Origin of the sequence: Buttiauxella gaviniae (assembly GCF_040786275.1) — a bacterium.
Lineage (GTDB): Bacteria > Pseudomonadota > Gammaproteobacteria > Enterobacterales > Enterobacteriaceae > Buttiauxella > Buttiauxella gaviniae_A.
This window is the reverse complement of record NZ_JBFMVT010000002.1, coordinates 4,131,780-4,157,879: the sequence shown is the minus strand read 5'-3', so window position 1 is coordinate 4,157,879 and position 26,100 is coordinate 4,131,780. Positions and strand designations below refer to the sequence as shown.

Below are 26,100 nucleotides of genomic sequence, written 5' to 3'. Positions count from 1 at the left end.
GTGCGATACACTTTGCCTATCACCCGAGAAAACTCAAAAACTTATGCGCGGAATTGTCTCCTCCCTGTTACTGGCGTTCAGTTGCCTGAGTGGCGCAGCACTGGCTGCATCACCCGTTGAAAAACCAGCTGATATCCGTAACAGCGGATTTGTTTATTGTGTCAACGGTCAGGTCAATACCTTTAATCCGCAGATGGCGAGCGGTGGTTTGATTGTGGACACCCTTGCCGCACAGTTGTATGACCGGTTATTGGACGTCGATCCCTATACTTATCGCCTGGTACCTGAGCTGGCTGAAAGCTGGGAAGTGCTGGATAACGGCGCAACTTACCGTTTCCATCTGCGCTCAAACGTTCAGTTCCAGACCACGCCATGGTTTAAACCAACGCGTGCCCTGAATGCCGATGATGTGGTATTCAGCTTCCAACGCGTATTCGATCGCAAGCATCCGTGGCATAGCGTCAACGGCGGCAACTACCCTTATTTTGACAGCCTTCAATTCCCCGAATCCGTAAAAAGTGTTCGTAAACTTGATAACAACACCGTCGAATTCCGTCTTGAAAAACCGGATGCCTCTTTCCTGTGGCACATGGCCACGCATTACGCATCAGTGATGTCGGCGGAGTACGCGGCGCAATTAACCAAAGCCGACCGCCAGGAATTGATGGACCGCCAGCCTGTGGGAACCGGCCCGTTCCAGATTAGCGAATACCGGGCAGGGCAATATATTCGTCTCGCCCGCCATCCGCATTTCTGGCGCGGTGTGCCGTTAATGCCGCAGGTCGTTCTGGATCTGGGTTCCGGCGGCACCGGGCGTTTATCCAAACTGCTCACCGGTGAATGCGATGTTCTGGCCTATCCTGCCGCCAGCCAGCTCACCATTTTACGAGATGACCCGCGTTTACGCCTCACTTTGCGCCCGGGCATGAACATCGCTTATCTGGCGTTTAATACCAATAAAGCGCCGCTAAATAACCCGGCTGTGCGCCATGCACTGGCCCTGGCGATTAATAACCAGCGTTTGATGCAGTCCATTTATTACGGCACCGCAGAAACGGCCGCGTCTATTCTGCCCCGCGCTTCGTGGGCGTATGACAGCGAATCTAAAATTACCGAATACAATCCAGAAAAAGCCCGTCAGCAATTAAAAGCGCTGGGGCTAAATAATCTGGAATTGCGCCTGTGGGTACCAACCAGCTCCGAGGCGTGGAACCCAAGCCCGCTGAAAACGGCGGAGCTGATTCAGGCCGATATGGCACAAATTGGGGTTAAAGTGATTATTGTTCCTGTTGAAGGCCGCTTCCAGGAAGCGCGTTTGATGGACATGAACCACGATTTGACCCTCGCGGGCTGGGCCACTGACAGTAACGATCCGGATAGTTTCTTCCGCCCGATGTTAAGCTGCGCGGCGATTCGTTCCCAGACCAACTATGCTCGCTGGTGCGATCACAATTTTGATGAAGTGCTGCAAAAAGCGCTCTCTTCCCAGCAACTGGCCTCGCGCATCGAGGCGTACCATGAAGCGCAGGATATTCTGGCGGATCAGTTGCCGGTGCTCCCGCTCGCTTCTTCGCTACGCCTGCAAGCCTATCGCTACGACATTAAAGGGCTGGTGCTGAGTCCGTTTGGTAACGCATCGTTTGCGGGAGTTTCCCGTGAGAATGTTGAGGTGAAAAAACCATGATCATTTACACCTTGCGCCGTCTGCTTCTCCTGCTGGTAACGCTGTTTTTCCTGGGTTTTATCAGTTTTAGTCTCAACTATTTTACTCCGCATGCGCCGCTGCAGGGTGCCTCATTGTGGAATGCGCTGGTGTTTTGGTTTGAAGGCATTCTGCACTGGGATTTTGGCGTTTCAAGTATCAACGGCCAGTCGATAAACGAACAGTTACGCGTGGTTTTCCCGGCCACCATGGAACTGTGCATTCTGGCATTTGGCCTGGCCTTATTGATTGGTATTCCTGTGGGGATGCTGGCGGGGATCATGCGCAATAAATGGCAGGATAAGCTGATCAGTGCCCTGGCGCTGGTCGGTTTCTCGATTCCGGTTTTCTGGTTCGCCCTGCTTCTGACGATGTTTTTCTCGCTGACCTTGGGCTGGCTGCCGGTATCCGGGCGTTTTGATCTGCTCTATGAAGTGAAGTCAGTAACCGGCTTTGCGCTGGTAGACGCCTGGTTATCTGACTCTCCGTATCGCGAAGAGATGATCATCAGCGCTGTACGCCATATGGTGTTACCGGTGGTTGCGCTGGCCGTCGCCCCCACCACCGAAGTGGTGCGTTTAATGCGTCTCAGCACTATCGAAGTGTTTGATCAAAACTACATTAAGGCGGCGGCAACGCGCGGATTATCGCGCCTGACGATTTTGCACCGCCATGTTTTACATAACGCCCTCCCACCGGTTATTCCACGTCTCGGTCTGCAATTTTCCACCATGCTGACGCTGGCGATGATTACAGAAGTGGTCTTTAGTTGGCCTGGGCTTGGCCGTTGGCTTATCAACGCGATTCGTCAACAAGATTACACGGCAATTTCTGCCGGCGTAATGGTCATCGGTTCGCTGGTGATCATTGTGAACGTTATCTCCGATATTTTGGGTGCCATGGCAAACCCACTGACACATAAGGAATGGTATGCCTTACGATAGCGTCTATCGCGAGAAGCGCCCGCCGAGCACGCTGCGCCTGACCTGGCGTAAATTTTACGGCGATACAACGGCAATGATCGGCCTTTACGGCTGCGGGGCTTTAGTGCTGCTGTGCGTATTTGGCGGCGTGTTCGCGCCTTATGGTATCGATCAGCAATTCTTGGGTTACCAGTTGCTCCCGCCTTCCTGGTCGCGCTACGGCGATGTTTCATTCTTCCTGGGAACGGACGATCTGGGGCGCGATGTATTAAGCCGCATGCTTAGCGGCGCAGCGCCCACCGTTGGCGGCGCGTTTGTAGTGACCTTTGCGGCTACGGTGTTTGGTGTGGTTCTGGGCGTTATGGCCGGGGCCACACACGGATTACGCTCGGCGGTGCTTAATCATATTCTTGATACCCTGCTGTCTATCCCTTCTCTTTTGCTGGCAATCATCGTGGTGGCGTTTGTTGGCCCGCACCTGGTTCACGCCATGTTTGCAGTATGGCTCGCGTTGTTACCGCGCATGGTGCGTTCGGTCTATAGCGCGGTGCACGATGAACTAGAAAAAGATTATGTTATTGCCGCCCGGCTGGATGGCGCTTCAACGCTGAATATTTTGTGGTTTGCGGTCATGCCCAATACCGCCGCCACGCTGATAACAGAAGTAACGCGAGCGCTATCAATGGCCATTCTGGATATCGCCGCGCTGGGCTTTTTGGATTTAGGCGCGCAGCTTCCGTCACCGGAATGGGGCGCGATGTTGGGTGATGCACTGGAGCTTATTTATGTCGCTCCGTGGACAGTAATGTTGCCCGGAGTGGCTATCATGATCAGTGTATTACTGGTCAACCTGCTGGGCGACGGTCTACGCCGCGCAATCAACGCGGGGGTGCAATAATGCCATTACTTGATATTCGAAATCTCACCATCGAGTTTATGACCTCCGAAGGCTGGGTCAAAGCTGTCGATCGCGTCAGTATGACTCTGAATGAAGGGGAAATTCGCGGGCTTGTGGGCGAGTCTGGCTCTGGGAAAAGCCTGATTGCCAAAGCGATTTGTGGCGTCACCAAAGATAACTGGCGAGTGACCGCAGACCGCATGCGTTTTGCTGACATTGATTTGCTCCGTTTGAGCAGTCGCGAGCGACGCCGCCTGGTCGGCCATAACGTTTCCATGATTTTCCAGGAACCGCAGTCGTGTCTTGATCCGTCAGAACGTGTTGGCCGCCAGTTGATGCAAAATATTCCTGGCTGGACCTATAAAGGCCGCTGGTGGAAGCGTTTTGGCTGGCGAAAACGCCGTGCCATTGAACTGCTTCACCGCGTCGGGATAAAAGATCATAAAGATGCGATGCGCAGTTACCCTTATGAGCTCACCGACGGTGAGTGCCAGAAAGTCATGATCGCCATTGCCCTGGCGAACCAGCCGCGTTTGTTGATTGCCGATGAACCCACCAACGCGATGGAACCGACCACCCAATTACAAATTTTCAAATTGCTGACGCGCCTTAATCAGTACAACAACACCACCATTTTGCTTATCAGCCACGACTTGCAGATGTTGAGCCAGTGGGCGGATAAAATTAACGTGATGTACTGCGGGCAAACGGTGGAAAGCGCGACCAGCGAAGAACTTATCGCCACGCCGCACCACCCTTACACCCAAGCGCTTATCCGCGCTATTCCTGACTTTGGCAGCCCTATGCCCCATAAAAGCCGCCTGAATACTATGCCGGGCGCCATTCCATTACTGGAACAGTTGCCGATGGGATGCCGACTCGGGCCGCGCTGCCCTTACGCGCAGCGGGAATGTATCGAAACGCCGCGCCTGACCGGGGCAAAAAACCATCTTTACGCCTGCCACTTCCCGCTGAATATGGAGAGTCAGTAATGGTCGAAACGTTGCTAGAAGTGCGTAATTTAAGTAAAACGTTTCGCTACCGAACCGGCATGTTTCGCCGCCAGCACGTCGACGCGGTAAAGCCTTTGAGTTTTACCCTGCGTGAAAAGCAGACGCTGGCGATTATTGGTGAAAACGGCTCAGGCAAATCAACGCTTGCGAAGATGCTGGCGGGGATGGTGGAACCGACAACCGGCGATGTGGTGATTAACGACCATTTGCTGCACTTCGGGGATTATACCTACCGTAGCCAGCACATTCGTATGATTTTCCAGGATCCAAGCACTTCGCTTAATCCTCGCCAACGCATCTCGCAGATCCTCGATTTCCCGCTGCGTCTGAACACAGACCTTGAGCCGGAAGCACGGCAAAAGCAGATAGTCGAGACGCTGCGAATGGTCGGGTTGCTTCCCGATCACGCAAGCTATTACCCGCATATGCTTGCGCCCGGGCAAAAGCAGCGTCTGGGCCTGGCACGTGCGTTAATCCTGCGGCCAAAAGTGATTATCGCCGATGAGGCGTTGGCCTCTCTTGATATGTCGATGCGCTCGCAACTGATTAATTTAATGCTCGAGCTTCAGGAAAAACAGGGTATCTCCTACATCTATGTGACGCAGCACATCGGCATGATGAAACACATCAGCGATCAGGTGATGGTGATGCATCAGGGCGAGGTAGTGGAACGCGGCAGTACGGCGGATGTGCTCGCCTCCCCGCTTCACGATCTCACTAAGCGATTGATTGCCAGCCACTTTGGCGAGGCGTTGACCGCAGATGCGTGGCGCAAAGACCGTTAATTAAGCGAGTTTTTTAAACTTCGCCGACTTCGGTTCATCGGGCGTTCCGGCGCGTAGCTGTTCCGACCTCTGGCGATGTGATAACCAGTCAAACGCGCCCGGAAAAATAACGTGACACAACAGGCGCGGAGTGGGATATAATTTCACTTTCGTGTTGAAAAATTGTGACAAATCAATCGTAACTGAATGATTATCAAGTCATAAAATTAGCAGAAACTATAAGGATTCAAAGCTATGGGTTTTCTTACCGGTAAACGCATTCTGATCACTGGCGTCGCCAGTAAACTCTCCATTGCCTACGGTATCGCACAGGCGATGCACCGTGAAGGTGCTGAACTGGCTTTCACTTACCAGAATGAAAAACTGAAAGGCCGTGTTGAAGGCTTCGCAGCCGATCTGGGTTCAAGCCTGGTTCTGCCTTGCGACGTAGCAGAAGACGCGAGCATCGATGCAATGTTTGCTGAGCTGGCTAAAACCTGGCCGAAGTTTGACGGTTTCGTTCACTCTATCGGTTTCGCACCTGGTGACCAGTTAGACGGCGACTACGTGAATGCGGTTACCCGTGAAGGCTTCAAAATTGCTCACGATATCAGCTCTTACAGCTTTGTTGCGATGGCAAAAGTTTGCCGCGAAATGCTGAACCCAGGTTCTGCGCTGCTGACGCTCTCTTACCTGGGTGCTGAGCGCGCTATCCCTAACTACAACGTTATGGGTCTGGCTAAAGCCTCTCTGGAAGCTAACGTACGTTACATGGCGAACGCGATGGGTCCAGAAGGCGTGCGTGTTAACGCCATTTCTGCGGGTCCAATCCGTACCCTGGCAGCATCTGGCATTAAAGATTTCCGTAAAATGCTTTCACATTGCGAAGCGGTAACCCCGATTCGTCGTACCGTGACCATTGAAGATGTGGGTAACTCCGCAGCGTTCCTGTGTTCAGACCTGTCTGCCGGTGTTTCCGGTGAAGTTCTGCACGTTGATGGCGGTTTCAGCATCGCTGCAATGAACGAACTGGAACTGAAAGACTAATTCAGTTCACAACGTGGGTAGGCATCAGCCTGCCCCGTTATCTCTCTGTTTTCCCTCCCCATATACCCTTTAGATATTTATTATCACCTATCATTCTTTTATCACCCTTCGTGGTTACGCCAGGATAAAGCAGCGAACCAGGCCGTCAGGTGTTACTTCCGGGCTTGTAAACTCTTTGACCAAGGAACGACCATGGAACAACGCCGAATTTCTGGCAAAAGCCACTGGTACCACGAAACCCAATCCAGTCGCAGTGAAGCCGCAGTGTTACCGTTAGTTCCCGAGGCCGCGTTCCTCGACGACCGGTTTTTACTCGATTTAGAACTTAGTGCCGACCTGCGCAAAACAGAATCAGCCTGGCTTTGTATTGCCCGCGATGCCAGTAACGCTTTATTACCAGAAAATACGCCCGTGACGCGGTTACACACGCTCAGCAGCTATGACCGCTTGAGTACGGCGCTTACTGTTGCGCAAGTCTACGGCGTACAGCGCCTGTGCAATCACTACGCCGCCCGTCTCGCCCCACAGCCGGGGCCTGACTCTTCGCGCGAAAGCAACCGCCGCCTGACACAAATTACCCAGTACGCCCGCCAACTGGCGAGCCAACCGACTTTAATCGATGATGTTTCGCGCCAGCAGCTTGATGAAGTCGCGCTTTCGGTCAATGACATCGTCACCTTCAATCAACTGATTGGTTTTATCGGCTTTCAGGCCCGCGTAATCGCCGTTTTTCAGGCGCTACAGGGGTTACCTGTGCGCTGGCTTCCGGGGCTTGATACGCAGCAAGACGCCAGCGCGGAGTTATTCCTTGAAGGCGATAAAAGCTGGCAAACGGGCTTGCCCGCGGTTGAACAACGCTACGCCAACACGTGGCAACTTGAAGTGCTTAACGAAAGCCAAAAGCAGCCTGTTTTGCACGAGATGGGATGGGTTCTGGCCCACGATGCCGATGCGCTGCGGATTTTAAGCCTGTTAACGAATATTTTGCTGCCACCACTTGCACAGGCCAGCGACGAAAGTCTACTGGTAAATCTGTTAACCGCTCGCATCAACGGCAGCGTGAGCTGTTTCAGCGATGCAGCTCACGCCTGGCGCGGCGACAGTTCTTTACCAGAGGCAATTCGCAATGGTGAAAGAGCATTACAGGCGTGGAGTCATAATCACCCTCGGGAACGAGCAATTATTCAGGCTGTCCGCGTGTTAACTCGTGCGCCCGGCAGTTTCAGCGCCGCCCAGCTTCAACCCTTATTAGAGCAGGGTTTTAGCACCAACGAAGCGTTGGGTTTGTTGGTCAGTGCAGGCCTGAATGGTTGGGTAAACCGCCTGAAAATCGGGCTTGGTAATGCCTGCTGAACATGACCCCGCCCGCGTTTTTACGGCAAACAGCGCTTGCCGCAAAGGGGCGTTTCGCGTAAAACTGTCAGCCGCTCTTTTGGCCACGAAAACTAAAAAATATGTTCCAGGATAACCCGCTGCTCGCGCAGCTTAAACAGCAACTGCATTCCCAGACTCCGCGCGTTGAAGGCGTGGTAAAAGGTACGGAAAAAGGCTTTGGCTTCCTCGAAGTGGATTCTCAGAAAAGCTACTTTATTCCGCCTCCGCAGATGAAAAAAGTGATGCACGGCGACCGCGTGAGCGCGGTGATTCATACCGACAAGGACCGCGAAACCGCTGAGCCAGAAGAGCTTATCGAACCGTTCCTCAGCCGGTTTGTTGGCCGTGTACAACGTAAAGATGACCGCCTGTCTATTGTGCCGGATCACCCGCTATTAAAAGATGCCATTCAGTGTCGTGCCGATCGTAATGTTACGCATGATTTCCAGAACGGTGACTGGGCAGTAGCCGAAATGAAGCGCCATCCGCTGAAAGGCGACCGGGCTTTCTATGCTGAACTGACGCAGTTCATCACTTTTGGCGACGATCACTTAGCGCCGTGGTGGGTGACACTGTCACGCCATAATCTTGAGCGTGAAGCGCCAGACGGCGTTGCGACTGAAATGTTGGACGAAGGCCTGGAGCGTGAAGATTTAACCGCCCTGGATTTCGTCACCATCGACAGCGCCAGCACGGAAGATATGGATGATGCGCTGTATGTTGAAGAGCTTGCCGATGGCAAACTGCAACTGACGGTTGCTATTGCCGACCCTACCGCGTGGATTGCACAAGACAGCAAACTTGACGGTATCGCCAAAGTTCGCGCCTTCACCAACTATCTGCCGGGCTTTAACATCCCGATGCTGCCGCGTGAACTGTCTGATGACCTGTGTTCATTGCGTCCCAATGTCACGCGCCCGGTGGTTGCTTGTCGGATGACCATTGCGCAAGACGGCAGCATTGAAGACGAAATTAACTTCTTTGTGGCGACCATCGAATCAAAAGCCAAACTGGCCTATGACGATGTATCCGACTGGCTGGAAGAAAAAGGCGGCTGGCAGCCACCGAGCGAAGCTATCGCGAAGCAAATTCGCCTGCTGGAACGCGTTTGCCAGAATCGTGCAGACTGGCGTCGTACCCATGCGTTGGTATTTAAAGACCGCCCTGATTATCGCTTTGTTCTGGGTGAAAAAGGCGAAGTGCTGGATATTGTTTCAGAACCACGCCGTATTGCTAACCGCATCGTTGAAGAATCCATGATTGCCGCTAACGTCTGCGCGGCGATTGTGCTGCGTGAAAAACTGGGCTTCGGCGTTTACAACGTTCATACCGGTTTTGACCCATCAAATATCGAGCAACTGGCGACCATGCTGCAAGGCCATGGCCTCGATGTGAATGCGCAAGAAGTGCTGACTCTAAACGGTTTCTGCAAACTTCGCCGTGAACTTGATGCCCAGCCAACCGGTTTCCTCGATAGCCGCATTCGCCGTTATCAGTCCTTTGCTGAAATTAGCACCGAACCGGGCCCGCATTACGGTCTGGGGCTTGAAGCCTATGCGACATGGACTTCGCCAATTCGTAAGTATGGCGATATGATCAACCATCGTCTGCTTAAAGCGATCATCAAAGGTGAAACCGCAACTCGTCCACAAGACGACATCACCGTGCAAATGGCAGAGCGCCGCCGCCTGAACCGCATGGCTGAACGCGATGTCGGCGACTGGTTGTATGCCCGCTTCCTGCAAGATAAAGCGGGTACAGATACACGTTTTGCAGCGGAAATCATTGATGTAAGCCGTGGCGGGATGCGTGTGCGCCTGGTAGATAACGGCGCAGTAGCCTTTATCCCTGCCCCATTCATTCACTCAGTACGCGATGAGATGGTTTGCAGTCAGGAACTGGGTACCGTGCAAATCAAAGGCGAAGTGGCCTTCAAAGTGACCGATGTGATTGATGTGACCATCGCGGAAGTTCGCATGGAAACCCGGAGCGTTATTGCTCGTCCGGCAATCTAACGTTAAGTTTGAAACGATGATTAAAAAGCTGAACCCCGAGTTCAGCTTTTTTTTATGCTTTTTTTAGCGCCATTGATTTGAGTAAATAATCACATAATGGAAATGATTAGCGGTATAAATCGGTTTTTGCTTGCTAACACCTCAGAAAAACGGCAAATCTAACTGCGAAGATTCAGATTTCGCACATCTTCTGCAAAAACAATGTCTTTTACTCACCGTTGCCGCTTTCAGATCGGTGTTATGTTGCTAATATATATAACAGACTGACACGCTATGTCGGCGCCCCGGTTCAGGAGAGAGCATGAAAGACGATTTGGAGCAAAATCTGCTCTACCGTTATTTAGGGACAACCAGTCCGTATTGGCGTTTGCCGAGCGACAGTAACGCTTTGCAACTTGCAGCTAGCGAAAGTTCGGATACCAGCCAGGTTGTCGCCCTTAACCCGGACCAGGCCGATCAGATTCGCGAAATGACGGTAATCACTTCAAGCGTAACCATGTCAATTTCACTGTTTGGCAATGAAGTTTCAGTGCATTTGGTGGGACGCAAGGTATCGAAAAAAGAGTGGGCAGGTTCGGCATCAGCCTGGAATGACACGCCTTCCGTAGCGCGAGATTTAGTTCAAGGGCTCTCTTTTGCAGAACAAGTCGTTTCTGAGGCGAATTCCGTTATCGTCATTCTTGACCGACTAGGGAATATTCAGCGCTTTAATCGTCTCAGCGAAGAGTATACAGGCCTTAAAGAACAAGAAGTTATTGGTCAGAACGTTTTTAAATTGTTTATGAGCCGCAGTGAAGCGGCGGCCTCAAAACGCAATATCAGCGGCTTCTTCCGAAACGGGAATTCTTATGAGGTCGAACGCTGGATAAAAACCCGTAAAGGCCAGCGTCTATTCCTTTTTCGCAATAAATTCGTCCATAGCGGCAGCGGTAAAAACGAAATTTATCTGATCTGTTCTGGTACAGATATTACCGAGGAACGCCGCGCTCAGGAGCGCCTGCGCGTACTGGCGAATACGGATACCATCACCGGCCTTCCCAATCGCAATGCCATCAATGATTTGATTACTGCGGCGATTGAAAATCGCGCTGAAACGCAGGTTGGTATTGTCTATCTCGACCTCGACAACTTTAAAAAAGTGAACGACGCCTACGGCCATATGTTCGGTGACCAACTCTTGCAGGCAGTGTCGCTGGCAATTTTAAGCTGTCTGGATGAAGGGCAAATTCTGGCGCGTCTTGGCGGCGATGAGTTTATTGTTTTAGCGACGGATACTTCGCAGGCTACGCTGGAAGCGATGTCTTCACGAATTTTGACGCGTCTTAAACAACCTTTCCGCATCGGTTTAATTGAAGTTTATACCGGCTGTTCATTAGGTATTTCGCTGGCTCCACAGCACGGTGAAGACCGTGAAAGCGTAATCCGCAATGCAGATACCGCGATGTATACCGCAAAAGAGAGCGGTCGCGGCAAGTTTTGCGTCTTCTCCCCGGAAATGAACCAGCGCGTCTTTGAATATCTTTGGCTTGATACCAACTTGCGTAAAGCCCTGGAAAACGACCAACTGGTGATTCACTATCAGCCGAAAATGACCTGGCGCGGGGAAGTCAGAAGCCTCGAGGCGCTGGTTCGTTGGCAATCTCCAGAACGCGGTCTGATTCCCCCGCTCGATTTTATCTCTTATGCCGAAGAGTCCGGTTTGATTGTTCCCCTGGGTCGTTGGGTGATGCTAAGCGTGGTTCAGCAGGTGGCAAAATGGCGCGACAAAGGAATTAATTTACGCGTTGCGGTAAACGTTTCTGCCCGCCAGTTGGCCGACCAAACAATATTCAGCGATCTCAAGCAGGCTCTGAAAGATCTCAATTTTGAATACTGCCCGATTGACGTTGAACTCACAGAAAGCTGTCTAATTGAAAACGAGGAGCTCGCCCTTTCCGTTATTCAGCAATTCAGCCGCCTTGGTGCACAAGTCCATTTGGATGACTTCGGGACCGGATATTCATCGCTTTCACAACTCGCTCGCTTCCCAATCGATGCCATTAAACTCGACCAAAGTTTCGTGCGTGATATTCATAAGCAATCGGTCTCTCAATCTCTGGTACGGGCCATTGTGGCTGTTGCGCAAGCGCTGAATTTACAGGTCATTGCCGAAGGTGTTGAAAATCAAAAAGAAGACGCCTTTCTTACTAAGAATGGCGTCAACGAACGGCAGGGTTATTTATTTGCTAAACCAATGCCCGCAGCCGTATTCGAGCGTTGGCTAAAACGTTATCAGGCAAGAACGGCGCGTTAACTGGCCTTACGCAAAGCCGTCGCGGTGTGGCGGTTTTGTAAAAGCACTAATCTTTCCATGTAAGCGATATCCTTAGCTTCAAGGCAAAAAGCTGCATCAACCCAGTCTTCAGTAATATCCATTAATTCAGAGCGGGGTAACTGAAGAACACGCTGGCGGGCACGCAGCATTGCTCTCACACCATTGAGTTTGGGTTGTAAGGTATCAATGAAGGTACGCGTTGCAATGTAGCCCTGGCCCGGCTCAAAAAGCTGATCCACCAGGCCAAATTGCTCGTACCACTCTGCAGTGTGTGACTCTCCTTTGTAAATCAACTCCTCCGCAAGCTTCATGCCTGAACGGCGAGCCACCAGGGAATATGCCCCCATTCCCGGGAACAGGTTAAACGCGATTTCCGGGAACCCCATGCGAGCGTCGCGCTGTGCCAGCACAAAGTGATGTGCTAGCGCCGCTTCAAAGCCCCCACCTAATGCGCTTCCTTCAACCATAGCAAGGCTGATTGCGCCGCTATCAAACCCTCTGGAGGCAGCATGGACACAATCTACACACGCCCGGGCATAGGCGCGAAGTGCCTCGCGCCGCCCTTGCTGAATAGATTCCACGAAAAAGCCCAGATCGCCACCGGTGTTATACATCCCCTGCACTAGAGAACCTGTCACCCAAAAATCAACCACAAATCCCTCCTGTTGAACCAGATACCGTAGGTTCATAATTTCTTCGATCAGTTTGTGATTGAAGCAAGGACGGGGTTGCGCTCTTAACATCATCCATACGGTGCGGCGTTCTGCCTCGTAGTAGCCTGACAGTTGTGTGAATCGTGTAGTATCCGTGAACAATTTGCAGGTCTGTTGGTTAATTACTGTCATTATCTTATCCTCATGTTATGAAAGCGCGTTACACGCAGGATCAGACTAATCCACTACCGCTATTGGAAGAATGTATGGAGGCATTTAATAATTATTACTTATATGTTGTTCAATAATTGATTGATGCGTAAGGTTAAAAATTCGCTTCGCCGCCTTCTCTTTCCCCTCCTTTTTTTGCATTATGAACATCACTTTTTTTGAAAAAAAACAGGATGCGCTATGCCTTCAGTAGACCCTCTGCAACTCGCAAAACGAATTGATACCGTGCTGGATATTCTGGTGGGAGGCGATCACGCGTCAGCCATTAATAATCTGGAAATTTTAAAAGCAGAATTGTTGAGCATTGCCAGCAGCGAAGAAGAAAAGAAAGGCGACTTAAAAAAGTCGCCCTGGGAGATTTGAATCTGACACCGGTGAAAACCGGTTCAGTTTTACAGCGTTAAAGAACCAAATGCGCCCTGCCAGTCTTTCTCAAAGGTCGCAATGGCTGCGGTCACAGCCGGTGTAGTCAGCAGTTGTTCGGTAACATCAACCGGTAAAGTGATGGCTTCACAGCCCGCCAACAGGCATGACATTGCCTGGTGAGGCGTACGGAAACTGGCGGCCAGCACTTTGGATTGCGGCGCATGCAGCGTCAGCAATTGCTGTAAGTCCTGCACCATTTGAATACCGTCTCCGCCCTGCGCATCCAGGCGGTTTACATACGGTGCCACGTATTCTGCCCCAGCCAATGCCGCCAATAAACCTTGTGCAGCACCATAAACCGCTGTACCGAGCGTTGGAACACCCAGTACTTTTAACTGTTTCATAGCCGCCAGGCCTTCAACAGTGGTTGGGACTTTTACGACCAGACCCGGGACACGCTTAACCAACAGTTCTGCCTCTTTCACCATTTCATCCGCCTGCGCAGCAATAACCTGAGCGAATAATTTACCCTCACCGTCTAACACATCCTGCAAAGCGGGCAAAACTTCCCATAAAGAAATACCCGCTTTTGCCACGATGGAGGGATTTGTGGTGACGCCTTGTAAAGGTAAAACACGCGCCAGGCGCTTAACTGCGGCAACGTCAGCAGTGTCTAAATACAGTTCCATAAGTTCTCCAAATTAATCCTCGATCTCATTGCCGTCATCATAACGTCACTGTCTGTTCTTTATCTGATCAAAATCAATAAAACTTTCATTCGAAAGTAATCTAATTTACGAAAGAAGATTAAGGCGGACTTATGCTATTTAATATTCAACGTTACTCAACACATGATGGCCCTGGCATCCGTACCGTGGTGTTCCTTAAAGGGTGTTCTCTAGGTTGCCGCTGGTGCCAGAACCCGGAAAGCCGCGCGCGTAGCCAGGATGTGCTGTTTGATGAGCGCTTATGTCTTGCAGGCTGCGAGCTATGCCCGCAGGCCGCACCTCACGCAATTAGCCGTATAAATAACGACCTGGTTATCGCTCGTGAAAAATTGGTGTCTGACGACATGGCCGCGCTAGCAGAATGCTGCCCCACTCAGGCCTTGACGGTCTGCGGCGAAGCGCAAAGCGTGGATGCCATCATGCAAAAGGTATTGCGTGATAAGCCTTTTTACGACCGCAGCGGCGGCGGCATTACACTTTCGGGCGGCGAACCGTTTATGCAGCCAGAGATAGCTGAGCAACTGTTGCGGAAAAGCAAAGATGCCGGCATTCACACTGCCGTAGAGTCTTGCCTGCATGTGCCATGGAAATATATCGAATCGTCAATTGATCATCTTGATTTGCTGCTCGCAGATCTAAAGCATGTTGATGCGCAGCGTTTCAAACAATGGACCGACGGCAACGCCGAGCGCGTGATGGATAACTTCCGCAAGCTGGCGGCCAAAAACGTAGAAATGACGATTCGCGTGCCGCTAATCCCAGATTTTAATGCTGATGAGCAATCCATTCGCGCGATCAGCGATTTTGCCGCCGACGAAATTGGCGTGAAAGCCATTCATTTTCTGCCTTACCACACCTTAGGTATCAACAAATACAAACTCCTGAATCTCCCTTATCTGGCCGCGCACCAACCCCTTGATGCGCCAGAACTGCTGCAATTTGCTGAGCAGTATGCAAGCCAAAAAGGGATGACCGCCTGGATAAGAGGATAGACCGATGACCCAACTGAATCTGAACACGTTAAGCCAACGCATCAACGATCATAAAGAGGCGTTGATTCATATTGTTAAGCCGCCGGTGTGTACCGAGCGCGCACAACACTACACCGCAATTTATCAACAGCATCAGGATAAGCCGTTGCCGGTGCGCCGTGCGCTTGCCCTCGCCCATCACCTGGCACAACGCACCATCTGGATTAAGCATGATGAGCTGATCGTGGGTAACCAGGCCAGCCACGTTCGCGGTGCCCCTTTCTTCCCGGAATATACCGTTGGCTGGATTGAAACGGAGATCGATGAATTGGGCGACCGCCCCGGCGCAGGCTTCTCTATTTCAGTAGCGGATAAAGCCGTGATGCACGAAGTCTGCCCGTGGTGGCGTGGTCAGACCGTGCAAGACCGTTGCTACGGTATGTTCACTGATGAGCAAAAAGAGCTGCTGGCGAGCGGGATTATTAAAGCCGAAGGGAATATGACCTCTGGCGATGCGCATCTGGCGGTTAATTTCCCTTTACTGCTGGAATTAGGGCTTGATGGTCTGCGGGCAAAAGTGGCAGAGCGCCGTTCACGTCTGCATCTGAGCGATTGGGAGGATTTGCATAAAGAACAATTCCTTAAAGCTATCGATATTACCTTTGTGGCGTTAAGCGACCATATTCTGCGTTACGCGGCACTTGCGAAAGAGATGGCGAGCAATGAAACACGCGTAGCTCGCCGTGACGAGTTGTTAGCGATGGCTGAGAACTGCGAGCATATTGCCCACCATAAACCGACCTCATTCTGGCAGGCCTTGCAGTTAAGCTATTTTGTACAGTTAGTGTTACAGATTGAATCTAACGGGCACTCAGTGTCCTTTGGTCGCCTCGATCAATATCTCTATCCCTGGTATCGCCGTGATGTTGAACTCGAGCAAACTCTTGGCCGCGAACAGGCTATCGAGTTGCTGCAAAGCTGCTGGTTGAAATTACTGGAAGTTAACAAGATTCGCTCAGGCTCTCACTCAAAAGCCTCAGCCGGTAGCCCGCTATATCAAAACGTGACAATTGGCGGCCAAACGATGGTGAATGGCGAAGCCGTTGATGCGGTGAATCCGCTTTCCTACGCCATTCTTGAGTCTTGCGGTCAGCTACGATCCACGCAGCCAAATCTGAGCGTGCGTTACCATGCGGGTATGAGTAATGACTTCCTGGATGCTTGCGTGCAGGTGATCCGCTGTGGTTTCGGGATGCCAGCATTTAACAACGATGAAATCGTTATCGACGAGTTTATTAAACTGGGTATCAGCCGCGAAGATGCTTATGACTACGCGGCTATCGGCTGCATCGAAACTGCCGTTGGCGGTAAATGGGGCTATCGCTGTACCGGCATGAGCTTCATTAACTTTGCACGTGTCATGCTCGCAGCCCTTGAACATGGCCGCGATGCGACCAGCGGAAAAGTATTCCTGCCGCAGAAACATGCGTTGTCCGCAGGTAATTTCTCGCAGTTTGATGATGTTATGAAGGCCTGGGACACCCAGATTCGCTACTACACGCAAAAATCTATCGAAATTGAATGTGTAGTGGATACGGTTCTTGAAGAAAATGCCCACGATATTTTGTGCTCTGCACTGGTGGATGACTGCATTGAACGCGGGAAGAGCATCAAGCAAGGCGGCGCAAAATATGATTGGGTTTCCGGCCTACAGGTCGGCATCGCAAACCTCGGCAACAGCCTGGCGGCGGTGAAAAAACTGGTATTTGAGCAAGGTGCAATCGGCCAACAGCAATTAGCCGAAGCGCTGGCTAACGATTTCGATGGTTTGACCGGCGAACAGTTGCGCCAGCGTTTGATCAACAACGCGCCAAAATATGGTAACGATGAAGATGACGTCGACTTGCTGCTGGCTCGCGCTTACCAAACGTATATTGATGAGCTGAAGCAATATCACAATACTCGTTTTGGTCGTGGCCCTATCGGCGGTACCTATTACGCGGGCACCTCATCCATTTCTGCGAACGTGCCTTTCGGGGCAGCAACAATGGCAACGCCGGACGGACGTAAAGCCACAACCCCGCTGGCAGAAGGTGCAAGCCCGGCCTCCGGGACTGACCGTCTTGGCCCAACTGCGGTGATTAGCTCTGTAGGTAAATTGCCAACCAGCAAGATTCTGGGCGGCGTGTTACTGAATCAGAAACTGAATCCGGCCACACTTGATAACCCACGCGACCGTGAGAAACTGATGTTTATGCTGCGGACTTTCTTTGAGGCGCATAAAGGCTGGCATGTGCAGTACAACATTGTTTCCCGTGAAACGTTGTTAGATGCCAAACAACATCCTGATAAATATCGTGATCTGGTGGTGCGTGTAGCAGGTTACTCTGCTTTCTTTACTGCCTTATCTCCAGACGCTCAGGATGATATTATAGCCCGTACAGAACATACCCTTTGATAACCATGGCGGTGCGAAACGCACCGCCTAAAATTGGCTGACATGAACTCCAGACAACAAATTATTTTACAGATGGTGATTGATCAGGGCCGCATGAGCGTGACCGATCTCGCTAAAAAAACCGGTGTCTCAGAAGTAACTATTCGCCAGGATCTCAACCTGCTGGAGAAAAAGAGTTACCTGAAACGTGCTCATGGCTACGCCGTTCCGTTAGACAGCGAAGATGTTGAAACTCGGATGATGAACAACTATTCGCTGAAACGTCATCTGGCTGATTTCGCCGCAACACTTGTTAATGATGGCGAAACGATTTTTATCGAAAATGGCAGTTGTAATGCCCTGCTGGCTCGCGCCCTTGCCGAGCAGAAAAAAATCACGCTGATTACCGTCAGCAGCTACATTGCTCATCTACTTAAAGACACCGACTGCGAAGTGGTATTACTGGGCGGCATCTACCAGAAAAAAAGCGAAAGCATGGTTGGCCCTTTGACGCGTCAATTTATCCAGCAAGTGCATTTCAGCAAAGCGTTCATCGGTATCGACGGCTTTTTACCTGAAACCGGATTTACCAGCCGCGATATGATGCGCGCTGATGTCGTCAATACGGTTCTGGAAAAAGGCAGCGAAACCATTGTTCTGACCGACAGCACTAAATTTGGCGCAATGCATCCTTACACGCTTGGCCCCATTTCCAGTATTAATCGAGTGATCACTGACGATGGTCTTAGCGATAACGCAAGCCAACAGTTGCAAGAAAGCGGTGTTCAGTTGAATATCGTTAAACAATTTCCGCTAGCCTGAACTCTTTTTTATTGCCTGCGCCCTCCGCAGGCAATAGTCATATCAGAATTATCCTGACCATCCTTTAAGATTATTTACCTGTTGTTATTTGCCGTAGAAATTAGACTATTTATTAGCGATATAACAGGAAGTGATAATCACTGGCGTTATCTTTTAGGTCTTATATCGTCATGCAGTTTCACGGATGTTTCCATTAAGTTAGCGCAAAGCCACTATACTTTTAAGGAGACTTATTTCCGTGAATCAATCATTCAGGAGAGAGTAATATGACCTTAAATAACAAAAAAATTGCTGCAGTTGTGCTGGCGTTAACCGTTGCAACGTCTTTGAGCGCGTGTTCTAACTGGTCTAAACGAGACCGTAACACCGCAATCGGTGCTGGTGCCGGGGCTCTTGGCGGTGCAGTATTAACTGATGGTAGTACGCTGGGAACGTTAGGCGGTGCCGCTGTTGGTGGTGTTATCGGCCATCAGGTAGGCAAATAAAGCCTGATACCAAAAAAGCGTTAATCGCTTGATCAATTATAAAAGCTGTATTATTCAGGTCTGACTTTCAGCAGTCATAATAAAAGGCCACGGTAGATTTACCGTGGCCTGATTCTTTCTGGGATTTACTAACGCATTCAACCGCCAGCTAATTTTACTTTCATGCCTTTCGCTTCCAGCAGCGATTTAATGAGATCGCGTTTATCGCCCTGAATCTCAATAACTCCATCTTTTAATGAGCCCCCGCAACCGCATTTTTTTTTGAGTTCGGCGGCTAACGCAGTTAATTGTGCATCATCAGCATCGATACCGGTGATAAGACACACACCTTTACCCTTGCGCCCGCTGGTTTGACGCTGAATGCGCACCACACCATCCCTTTTCGGGCGAACCGGTGCCAGTTTTGGTTCATCAATGCGGCCACTTTCTGTTGAATACACTAAACGGCTGTTATCGTCTTTCATAGGAAGCCTCTGTTATTCATTTACGGAAAGTAATGACGCACGAATTTCACGCAACGTTTCCGCTGGATTTGCAGATTGGGTGATCGGACGCCCGATTACCATAAAATCTACCCCTGCGGTTTGCGCCTGTAATGGTGTCATAATGCGACGCTGATCGCCCGCATCACTGCCTGCCGGACGAATGCCCGGTGTAACCAATTTAAATGCCTGGCCCAGTTCACTTTTGAAACGCACCGCTTCGTGCGCCGAGCAAACTACCCCGTCCAGACCGCAATTTTGCGTCAGACGCGCCAGGCGTTCTGCATACTCTGCAGGGGTTACAGTAACACCCAAATCAGCCAAATCGCAGGCTTCCATACTGGTCAGCACGGTAACGGCAATCAGCAATGGTGCGTCTTTGCCAAATGGCTGCAACGCTTCGCGCGCAGCGTTCATCATACGCGCCCCACCGCTTGCATGAACGTTCACCATCCATACACCTAACTCAGCCGCTGCGGCAACCGCACGGGCTGTGGTATTAGGAATATCGTGGAATTTCAGATCAAGGAACACGTCAAAGCCGCGCTGTTGGATATCACGCACCAGCTGCGGGCCAAACAAAGTGAACATCTCTTTGCCCACTTTCAGTCGGCAATCACGCGGGTCGATACGGTCGATAAAAGCTAAGGCTTTATCACGATTATCGTAATCAAGTGCGACGACTATCGGAGAATCGGTGGCAACACGGGAGGAGGAGGATGCAGTTGAATTCATGGCTAAACCTTCTGACTGTTGGGCACCGTCGTGGCGCGAAGAGATAAACGGCAAGCATTCTACTCGCGGTGCTCAAAAAATTACAGTTGCCATTGCATCTTGCTGAGCACAAACGGCTCGATGCCGAAGTGAGGGGAGGAATAATAATCTTTAGTATGTTGTAACTAAAGTATGCCGTTTTTTATAATCGATGCTCTTTAAGCGCTACTGACCATCCAAACCGCGGATCGGTTTAATCGTGGACCAGGCCCGGCAAGATGGACAATGCCAGTAGAGCGTAAACGCGGTGAAACCACATTTTTGGCAGCGGTAGCGTGGCTTAGTGCGCACCTGCTCACCAACCATATCTCGCAATACCATCAGGCTTTCTTTCGCACGCCCTTCTTCCGCTTCCTGCAAGTGATAATCCATCAGACGGTGGAAAACTCGCATCGTTGGGTGCCGTTGAAGCTGGCGATTAATATAAACCTGCGCGACCTCAGAGCCCTCTTTTTGCTCAAGGATCTGAGCCAACATCAGTTCAGCACCCGCCCCTGTGTTCTCTTCAACACAGCGTTTTAAGAACGCTTCCCACTCTTGCGGTTTGTTCAACTGCTGAAAACAGGTCTGGAGCATTTCAAGCGTTTCGCTGACCAGCTCGCTGTCTTGATCAATGACGCGCTGCAGCGACTCCACGGCTTTGGCGTATTCATTACGCGCCATGAAGATACGCCCCATCATAATGGAAACGCGCGCGCAGTTTTTATCCGCCGCCGCCCCCTTCTTGAGCAAAGACATGGCCCGATCGAGATCGTCGCTGCCCATGAGTTGCAGCGCCTGTTCACAGTAGAAATGAGCAATCTCAGTACGCTGTTTGTCTTTGCCAAGTTTGACCAGACGCTCGGCAACATCGATGGCTTTCTGCCAGTCGCTGGTTGCCTGGTGAATGAGCAACAATTGCTGCAGGGCGCCAATCCGAAAATCAGTTTCATCAATCAACTGCGCGAACATATCTTCTGCGCGGTCGTATAAGCCTGCAGCCATATAGTCACGGCCCAACTGTTGCACCGCCAGCAGGCGCTGCTCGTAGGTTAGAGACGCACTTTCCATTAAAGATTGATGGATGCGAATTGCGCGGTCAACTTCACCGCGAGAGCGGAACAGGTTACCGAGCGTGAGGTGCGCCTCGACGGTGCTGGTATCCTCTTTGAGCATATCCAGGAACAAATCGACGGCTTTATCTTGCTGGTTAGAAAGCAAGAAGTTAACCCCCGCTACGTAGTCACGTGACAGGCGATTAGCTTCTTGTTGCTTATCTTGATACGCGCTTCTGCGCCCCATATACCAGCCATAAGCGGCGGCAATAGGCAACAGCAGAAACAACAATTCCAGCATGGCAGGTTATTCCTTCACAGCCGGTACAGCCGCTGTGGTGGCGTCAGACCCCGTAGTGATTTGTTGTTCCAGGCGTTTAATCTTACGATCCGCGCGCGCAAGGGATACGCGCAAACGCAGCCAGAACAGGCCACAAATCAGCCAGCCCAACAAAAAACCTGCAGCAAAAAGAGTCGCCAATAATGTGGAGACGCGATATTCGCCTTGCGCCAGCAAATAATTGAAATTTACAACCTGATCGTTTTGCGCGCCCAGAGTGACAGAAATCACAAAAATCGCTAGCACCAGTAAGAAAATGAATAAATATTTCACATTACTTCCCGTCATGTGGTCTTACGCGACTAAATTGCCCTAATGCTCAACGGTATAAATTACCATTTCCCGGGTGTCCGGGGAATCCATTAGCGACGTCCAATTTATAAGAAATGGGGATTAAATCAATAATCTCAAGCCTCGGCATCCCGTTCGGCTATTTCCTCAGCTTCTTGCGGTGGTGGCGATAGCGGACCACACAGTTTTTGCGCAAGCCAGGTTGCCAGCGTGATCAATATCCAGGAGATCAAAGTGGCAACGACTAAATCTCGTGGCCAGTGCATGCCGAGCAGCAGACGGCTCCCCATCACTCCCGTCGCCCAAACCAATAACAATGCAATTGTCCAGGTACGACGACGTGGCCATAGCAGCCCAACACCTAACAGTGCCCAGCTCGCAGCAAACATGGTATGACCTGACGGAAATGCAAAGCCCGTCTCTTTCTGCCAGTGCTTACGCAGCCATGTTGGTACCGTAGGTTGTGCCTCAAGCTGGCTTTTTACCAGTTCACTTCTCTGATTACGTTTTAAATTGTAGAACTCATCTGTCGGAATATGTTGCGTTTTTTCAAGCCACACCACAAAAGGACGCGGTTCTTGCACTTTATCTTTAATGACGGATTTAACACCCTGACCAATAAGAATAGCCGCGCCGAGAATAGCAAACAGCATTAATGCGGCTTTCAGGCGAAACCTCAGGCACCACAAAAACCAGCCACACAGCAAAACATGCGTAATGATGCCCCAGGGTTGAGTGACCGTTTCTGTCACCCAATACATCATTTTAAGCCAGGCACTGTGCCCATCGGGAGCCCACTGCCACCCAGAGGTCCACACCGAGAGCGGCATGATTAACAGTATTCCCGCCCCCATTGTCGTTCGCTTTGCTATTGTCCGCATCACTTATCCTTATGCCATTTGAGCAATAAGAATACCCGAAAAAACGCACCTAAGGGAAAACGTGAAATTACACTACGCGTAAAAATAGGAGTGCGCCCAGTCTATTAGGCGAAGTGCCCGGCGTTGTGGCAAAATAGCCAGTAGTAATTAAACAAGCCAAACAGTGGCAGGCACAGTCAGTGCCAATATCAGTACCTGGAGAATCACATGCAGCTTAAACGTGTGGCAGAAGCCAAACTGCCAACCCCATGGGGCGATTTCCTTATGGTGGGCTTTGAAGAACTGGCAACCGGGCAAGATCACGTTGCTCTGGTTTTTGGTGATATTAGCGGAAGCGATTCTGTTTTGGCGCGTGTTCATTCAGAATGTCTAACGGGCGATGCCCTGTTCAGCCTGCGCTGCGACTGTGGTTTCCAGCTCGAAGCTGCTCTGTCTCAGATTGCCGAAGAAGGGTGCGGTGTATTGTTATATCACCGCCAGGAAGGCCGCAATATTGGTTTGCTCAATAAAATCCGCGCTTATGCATTGCAGGATAAGGGCTACGATACGGTCGAAGCGAACCATCAGCTTGGGTTTGCAGCCGATGAGCGCGACTTCACCCTGTGTGCCGATATGTTTAAATTATTGGGCGTTGACGCCGTGCGTCTGCTGACCAATAACCCGCGCAAAGTAGAAATTCTTAGCGAAGCGGGAATTAATATCGTTGAGCGCGTGCCACTCATCGTGGGGCGCAATCCGAAGAACGCCCATTATCTGGATACCAAAGCCGCGAAGATGGGGCATTTGCTGTCTAAAGATTAAATGTTTTCTCCCCCATTTCTGGGGGAGAATTTTATCTACTTGAGCATGTTGCGAATCACATAATGCAAGATGCCATCATTTTTGAAGTACGTCAGCTCATTGCCGGTATCAATTCGGCAGCGGCATTCCACCACCTCTTTTCTACCATCAGCAAAGGTCAATGACACCGGAACCGTTGCCCCCGGTTTAAGGTCGTTCAGCCCACTTATATCGATAAACTCCTCACCGGTCAGCCCTAGCGTCTTGCGGGTCACGCCTTCAGGGAATTCCAGCGGCAAAATGCCCATGCCAATCAGGTTTGAGCGGTGAATACGTTCGAATGATTCAGCAATAACCACCCGTACCCCAAGCAGACGTGGCCCTTTTGCCGCCCAGTCACGGCTGGAACCTGAGCCATACTCTTTCCCGGCAAAGACCGCCAACGGAATGCCCTTCTCTTTATAGCGCATCGCGGCGTCATAAATAGAGATGGCTTCATCGCCTGGCAGAAAACGCGTCATGCCGCCTTCTACACCCGGCACCATTTCATTGCGGATACGAATATTGGCAAACGTACCGCGCATCATTACTTCGTGGTTACCACGGCGCGAACCATAAGAGTTGAAGTCTTTGCGCTCCACGCCATGGTTTTGCAGATAGCGGCCCGCCGGGCTGTCAGGTTTGATATTCCCTGCCGGAGAGATATGGTCCGTGGTAACTGAATCGCCCAGCATCGCCAGCACACGGGCTCCGTGAATATCCTGGACCGGTTTAGGTGTGGCCTCCATATCATCAAAGAATGGCGACAGGCGGATATAGGTGGAGTCACTTTGCCAGCCGTAAGTATCTGAACGATCGACTTCGATGCTGCGCCATTCCGGCGTCCCTTCAAAGACTTCAGCGTACTCTTTGTGGAACATCTCCGTTGAAACCTGCGCCACAGCCCGGGCAACTTCTTGGTTGCTCGGCCAAATATCTTTCAGATAAACCGGATCGCCTTTAGGGTCGTGACCAAGAGGATCGGTAACCAGATTTACGTTCATATTCCCCGCCAGAGCATAAGCGACAACCAGCGGCGGCGATGCCAGCCAGTTGGTCTTCACCAGCGGATGTATTCGCCCTTCGAAGTTACGGTTACCCGAGAGCACTGCCCCGACCGTCAGATCGCCTTTTTTGATGGCCTGTTCGATAGGATCGGGCAGCGGGCCTGAGTTACCAATACAGGTCGTACAACCATAACCGACCAGGTTAAAACCTAACTCGTCGAGATACGGTGTTAATCGTGCCTTAGCCAGATAATCCGACACCACTTTTGAACCGGGTGCCAAAGACGCTTTCACCCACGGTTGGCGTTTCAGACCAAGCGTCACCGCTTTTTTAGCCAGCAGACCTGCGGCCATGAGAACACTTGGGTTTGAAGTATTGGTACAAGAAGTAATTGCAGAGATGACGACGGCACCGTCAGGCAACTGGTATTCGAGCCCTCCCATGGTGTAATCGACCGGAGCGCGATCTTTATGAGAGGTGTTCACTTCCAGTTCATTGCTGGCGTTAAAGGCTTTCGGCACATCACCTAATGCAACGCGATCCTGAGGACGTTTTGGCCCGGCCAGGCTCGCTTCAACCTCATTCATATCCAGCGTCAATGTGCTGGTAAATACGGGGGCGTCACCGGTGTTGCGCCACATGCCCTGCGCTTTCGCATAGGCTTCAACGAGAGCAACTTGATCTTCGGTGCGCCCACTCAGGCGCATATAATCAAGCGTTACCGCATCAATCGGGAAGAAACCGCAGGTCGCGCCATACTCCGGTGCCATATTGGCAATGGTTGCGCGATCGGCAAGAGGCAGTGAATCCAGGCCATCGCCATAAAACTCAACAAACTTGCCGACAACGCCATGTTTACGCAGCATTTGCGTGACGGTGAGTACGAGGTCTGTCGCGGTAATGCCTTCACGCAGTTTGCCATCGAGCTTAAACCCAACGACATCTGGGATCAGCATCGATACGGGCTGGCCTAACATGGCCGCTTCCGCTTCGATTCCGCCCACGCCCCAGCCCAGAACACCAAGGCCGTTGATCATCGTGGTGTGGGAATCCGTGCCTACCAGCGTGTCAGGATAAGCTACTAGCTCATCGCCCTGCATTTCGCTCCATACCGCTTTACCGAGATACTCAAGGTTTACCTGGTGGCAAATTCCCGTCCCCGGCGGTACGACGCTAAAACGGCTGAAAGCCTGCTGGCCCCAGCGCAAAAAAACATAGCGCTCGTGGTTGCGTTCCATTTCCAGGCGAACGTTTTCTTCAAAAGCGTCATCATCACCAAAGTGATCGACAGTGACCGAGTGGTCAATAACCAGGTCGACCGGAGAAAGTGGATTAACTTTAGCGACATCGCCACCAAGGCGTTTTACGGCTTCGCGCATGGCGGCTAAATCAACCACCGCAGGCACGCCGGTAAAATCTTGCATCAGGACACGCGCCGGTCGATAGGCAATTTCGCGGTCGGCATGCGCATCTTTCAGCCAACCGGCTAACGCATGGATATCATCCTGGGTAACGGAGTCTTCATCCTGCCAACGCAGCAGGTTTTCCAGTAAAACTTTTAATGACTTGGGTAAGCGACTGATATCCCCAAGTTCCTTTGCGGCCAGCGGCAAACTGTAATAGTGATAGGTTTTATTCAGCGCCTGCAGCGTGTCCTTACTGGCCTCGCGTAGGGTTAACGACATAGCTCCTCCTTAAAGTCTTAGGATAGCGGTATCCCTGATGAAG

At 51.2% G+C, this 26,100-nt stretch carries 23 protein-coding genes; 15 read left to right on the top strand and 8 right to left on the bottom strand.

The window, feature by feature from the left end; genetic code table 11:
• The first annotated feature begins 43 nt into the window (after positions 1-43).
• The 9 genes from sapA (at position 44) to pdeR (ending at position 12,029) form a co-directional block, all read left to right on the top strand.
• Positions 44-1,684, top strand: a complete 1,641-nt coding sequence (gene sapA, locus AB1E22_RS19775) for an ABC transporter substrate-binding protein SapA (protein WP_367596923.1) — start codon at positions 44-46, stop codon at positions 1,682-1,684.
• Positions 1,681-2,646: a putrescine export ABC transporter permease SapB gene (gene sapB / locus AB1E22_RS19770; protein WP_367596922.1), complete on the top strand. Its 966-nt coding sequence runs from the start codon at positions 1,681-1,683 to the stop codon at positions 2,644-2,646. The genes sapA and sapB overlap by 4 nt, the downstream gene beginning before the upstream one ends.
• The gene (gene sapC, locus AB1E22_RS19765) at positions 2,633-3,523 is read left to right on the top strand and encodes a putrescine export ABC transporter permease SapC (protein ID WP_367596921.1); all 891 of its coding nucleotides are present in this window, start codon (positions 2,633-2,635) and stop codon (positions 3,521-3,523) included. The genes sapB and sapC overlap by 14 nt, the downstream gene beginning before the upstream one ends.
• A complete protein-coding gene (gene sapD, locus AB1E22_RS19760; protein ID WP_367596920.1) occupies positions 3,523-4,515 on the top strand; it encodes a putrescine export ABC transporter ATP-binding protein SapD in 993 nt (330 codons plus the stop codon). Before sapC ends, sapD begins: the two co-directional genes overlap by 1 nt.
• A complete protein-coding gene (gene sapF, locus AB1E22_RS19755; protein WP_367596919.1) occupies positions 4,515-5,321 on the top strand; it encodes a putrescine export ABC transporter ATP-binding protein SapF in 807 nt (268 codons plus the stop codon). Before sapD ends, sapF begins: the two co-directional genes overlap by 1 nt.
• Before the next feature lie 234 nt (positions 5,322-5,555).
• A complete protein-coding gene (fabI, locus tag AB1E22_RS19750; RefSeq protein ID WP_064546403.1) occupies positions 5,556-6,347 on the top strand; it encodes an enoyl-ACP reductase FabI in 792 nt (263 codons plus the stop codon).
• Between the two features lie 192 nt (positions 6,348-6,539).
• Positions 6,540-7,700 carry a CMD domain-containing protein gene (locus AB1E22_RS19745; protein ID WP_367596918.1) on the top strand — a complete coding sequence of 387 codons (1,161 nt, stop codon included), beginning with the start codon at positions 6,540-6,542 and terminating at the stop codon, positions 7,698-7,700.
• 101 nt (positions 7,701-7,801) lie between these two features.
• Positions 7,802-9,736, top strand: coding sequence for an exoribonuclease II (locus AB1E22_RS19740; RefSeq protein ID WP_367596917.1), 1,935 nt, complete (start codon positions 7,802-7,804; stop codon positions 9,734-9,736).
• A 301-nt stretch (positions 9,737-10,037) separates the two neighbouring features.
• Positions 10,038-12,029, top strand: coding sequence for a cyclic di-GMP phosphodiesterase (gene pdeR / locus AB1E22_RS19735; RefSeq protein WP_367596916.1), 1,992 nt, complete (start codon positions 10,038-10,040; stop codon positions 12,027-12,029).
• Here the strand turns inward: pdeR and AB1E22_RS19730 are convergent.
• Entirely contained in the window at positions 12,026-12,895 is an 870-nt protein-coding gene (locus AB1E22_RS19730) for a crotonase/enoyl-CoA hydratase family protein (RefSeq protein ID WP_367596915.1), read from the bottom strand. The genes pdeR and AB1E22_RS19730 overlap by 4 nt on opposite strands.
• 219 nt (positions 12,896-13,114) lie before the next feature.
• Here AB1E22_RS19730 and yciZ point away from each other — a divergent pair, with 219 nt between their 5' ends.
• Positions 13,115-13,297, top strand: a complete 183-nt coding sequence (yciZ, locus tag AB1E22_RS19725) for a protein YciZ/DeoL (RefSeq protein ID WP_367596914.1) — start codon at positions 13,115-13,117, stop codon at positions 13,295-13,297.
• 29 nt (positions 13,298-13,326) lie between these two features.
• Here the strand turns inward: yciZ and fsa are convergent, their stop codons facing one another.
• Complete coding sequence (fsa, locus tag AB1E22_RS19720; protein ID WP_367596913.1) at positions 13,327-13,989, bottom strand: fructose-6-phosphate aldolase; 663 nt, start codon at positions 13,987-13,989, stop codon at positions 13,327-13,329.
• A gap of 131 nt (positions 13,990-14,120) precedes the next feature.
• On the opposite strand from fsa, the gene AB1E22_RS19715 reads away from it, so the two are divergent.
• From AB1E22_RS19715 to osmB, 4 genes are all read left to right on the top strand, one after another.
• Positions 14,121-15,020 carry a glycyl-radical enzyme activating protein gene (locus AB1E22_RS19715; RefSeq protein WP_367596912.1) on the top strand — a complete coding sequence of 300 codons (900 nt, stop codon included), beginning with the start codon at positions 14,121-14,123 and terminating at the stop codon, positions 15,018-15,020.
• A gap of 4 nt (positions 15,021-15,024) precedes the next feature.
• Positions 15,025-17,457 carry a formate C-acetyltransferase/glycerol dehydratase family glycyl radical enzyme gene (locus AB1E22_RS19710; RefSeq protein ID WP_367596911.1) on the top strand — a complete coding sequence of 811 codons (2,433 nt, stop codon included), beginning with the start codon at positions 15,025-15,027 and terminating at the stop codon, positions 17,455-17,457.
• 42 nt (positions 17,458-17,499) lie between these two features.
• Entirely contained in the window at positions 17,500-18,258 is a 759-nt protein-coding gene (gene yciT, locus AB1E22_RS19705) for a DNA-binding transcriptional regulator YciT (RefSeq protein WP_367596910.1), read from the top strand.
• 266 nt (positions 18,259-18,524) lie between these two features.
• Complete coding sequence (osmB, locus tag AB1E22_RS19700; protein ID WP_367596909.1) at positions 18,525-18,743, top strand: osmotically-inducible lipoprotein OsmB; 219 nt, start codon at positions 18,525-18,527, stop codon at positions 18,741-18,743.
• 137 nt (positions 18,744-18,880) lie between these two features.
• Here the strand turns inward: osmB and yciH are convergent, their stop codons facing one another.
• The 5 genes from yciH to pgpB all read right to left on the bottom strand — a co-directional run bounded on the left by yciH (position 18,881) and on the right by pgpB (position 22,545).
• Positions 18,881-19,207 carry a stress response translation initiation inhibitor YciH gene (gene yciH / locus AB1E22_RS19695; RefSeq protein WP_367596908.1) on the bottom strand — a complete coding sequence of 109 codons (327 nt, stop codon included), beginning with the start codon at positions 19,205-19,207 and terminating at the stop codon, positions 18,881-18,883.
• 12 nt (positions 19,208-19,219) lie between these two features.
• A complete protein-coding gene (gene pyrF / locus AB1E22_RS19690; protein ID WP_367596907.1) occupies positions 19,220-19,960 on the bottom strand; it encodes an orotidine-5'-phosphate decarboxylase in 741 nt (246 codons plus the stop codon).
• A 204-nt stretch (positions 19,961-20,164) separates the two neighbouring features.
• Positions 20,165-21,334 carry a lipopolysaccharide assembly protein LapB gene (lapB, locus tag AB1E22_RS19685; protein WP_367596906.1) on the bottom strand — a complete coding sequence of 390 codons (1,170 nt, stop codon included), beginning with the start codon at positions 21,332-21,334 and terminating at the stop codon, positions 20,165-20,167.
• Positions 21,335-21,340: 6 nt separating this feature from the next.
• The gene (locus tag AB1E22_RS19680) at positions 21,341-21,646 is read right to left on the bottom strand and encodes a LapA family protein (protein ID WP_367596905.1); all 306 of its coding nucleotides are present in this window, start codon (positions 21,644-21,646) and stop codon (positions 21,341-21,343) included.
• A gap of 134 nt (positions 21,647-21,780) precedes the next feature.
• Positions 21,781-22,545 carry a phosphatidylglycerophosphatase B gene (gene pgpB / locus AB1E22_RS19675; RefSeq protein ID WP_367596904.1) on the bottom strand — a complete coding sequence of 255 codons (765 nt, stop codon included), beginning with the start codon at positions 22,543-22,545 and terminating at the stop codon, positions 21,781-21,783.
• Positions 22,546-22,752: 207 nt separating this feature from the next.
• On the opposite strand from pgpB, the gene ribA reads away from it, so the two are divergent.
• Positions 22,753-23,346: a GTP cyclohydrolase II gene (ribA, locus tag AB1E22_RS19670; protein ID WP_367596903.1), complete on the top strand. Its 594-nt coding sequence runs from the start codon at positions 22,753-22,755 to the stop codon at positions 23,344-23,346.
• Between the two features lie 35 nt (positions 23,347-23,381).
• On the opposite strand, the gene acnA is transcribed toward ribA, so the two are convergent.
• A complete protein-coding gene (gene acnA, locus AB1E22_RS19665) occupies positions 23,382-26,057 on the bottom strand; it encodes an aconitate hydratase AcnA (RefSeq protein ID WP_367596902.1) in 2,676 nt (891 codons plus the stop codon).
• Positions 26,058-26,100 lie beyond the last annotated feature (43 nt).

What these genes read in the sequence shown, in the direction of transcription:
- sapC (WP_367596921.1), top strand. Translation starts at nt 2,633, where the DNA reads ATGCCTTACGATAGCGTCTATCGCGAGAAGCGCCCGCCGAGCACGCTG.
- AB1E22_RS19740 (WP_367596917.1), top strand. Translation starts at nt 7,802, where the DNA reads ATGTTCCAGGATAACCCGCTGCTCGCGCAGCTTAAACAGCAACTGCAT.
- AB1E22_RS19715 (WP_367596912.1), top strand. Translation starts at nt 14,121, where the DNA reads ATGCTATTTAATATTCAACGTTACTCAACACATGATGGCCCTGGCATC.
- pdeR (WP_367596916.1), top strand. Translation starts at nt 10,038, where the DNA reads ATGAAAGACGATTTGGAGCAAAATCTGCTCTACCGTTATTTAGGGACA.
- sapF (WP_367596919.1), top strand. Translation starts at nt 4,515, where the DNA reads ATGGTCGAAACGTTGCTAGAAGTGCGTAATTTAAGTAAAACGTTTCGC.
- yciT (WP_367596910.1), top strand. Translation starts at nt 17,500, where the DNA reads ATGAACTCCAGACAACAAATTATTTTACAGATGGTGATTGATCAGGGC.
- yciH (WP_367596908.1), bottom strand. Translation starts at nt 19,207, where the DNA reads ATGAAAGACGATAACAGCCGTTTAGTGTATTCAACAGAAAGTGGCCGC.
- fsa (WP_367596913.1), bottom strand. Translation starts at nt 13,989, where the DNA reads ATGGAACTGTATTTAGACACTGCTGACGTTGCCGCAGTTAAGCGCCTG.
- yciZ (WP_367596914.1), top strand. Translation starts at nt 13,115, where the DNA reads ATGCCTTCAGTAGACCCTCTGCAACTCGCAAAACGAATTGATACCGTG.
- pgpB (WP_367596904.1), bottom strand. Translation starts at nt 22,545, where the DNA reads ATGCGGACAATAGCAAAGCGAACGACAATGGGGGCGGGAATACTGTTA.
- lapB (WP_367596906.1), bottom strand. Translation starts at nt 21,334, where the DNA reads ATGCTGGAATTGTTGTTTCTGCTGTTGCCTATTGCCGCCGCTTATGGC.
- pyrF (WP_367596907.1), bottom strand. Translation starts at nt 19,960, where the DNA reads ATGAATTCAACTGCATCCTCCTCCTCCCGTGTTGCCACCGATTCTCCG.
- sapA (WP_367596923.1), top strand. Translation starts at nt 44, where the DNA reads ATGCGCGGAATTGTCTCCTCCCTGTTACTGGCGTTCAGTTGCCTGAGT.
- sapD (WP_367596920.1), top strand. Translation starts at nt 3,523, where the DNA reads ATGCCATTACTTGATATTCGAAATCTCACCATCGAGTTTATGACCTCC.
- fabI (WP_064546403.1), top strand. Translation starts at nt 5,556, where the DNA reads ATGGGTTTTCTTACCGGTAAACGCATTCTGATCACTGGCGTCGCCAGT.
- sapB (WP_367596922.1), top strand. Translation starts at nt 1,681, where the DNA reads ATGATCATTTACACCTTGCGCCGTCTGCTTCTCCTGCTGGTAACGCTG.
- AB1E22_RS19730 (WP_367596915.1), bottom strand. Translation starts at nt 12,895, where the DNA reads ATGACAGTAATTAACCAACAGACCTGCAAATTGTTCACGGATACTACA.
- osmB (WP_367596909.1), top strand. Translation starts at nt 18,525, where the DNA reads ATGACCTTAAATAACAAAAAAATTGCTGCAGTTGTGCTGGCGTTAACC.
- AB1E22_RS19710 (WP_367596911.1), top strand. Translation starts at nt 15,025, where the DNA reads ATGACCCAACTGAATCTGAACACGTTAAGCCAACGCATCAACGATCAT.
- AB1E22_RS19745 (WP_367596918.1), top strand. Translation starts at nt 6,540, where the DNA reads ATGGAACAACGCCGAATTTCTGGCAAAAGCCACTGGTACCACGAAACC.
- acnA (WP_367596902.1), bottom strand. Translation starts at nt 26,057, where the DNA reads ATGTCGTTAACCCTACGCGAGGCCAGTAAGGACACGCTGCAGGCGCTG.
- ribA (WP_367596903.1), top strand. Translation starts at nt 22,753, where the DNA reads ATGCAGCTTAAACGTGTGGCAGAAGCCAAACTGCCAACCCCATGGGGC.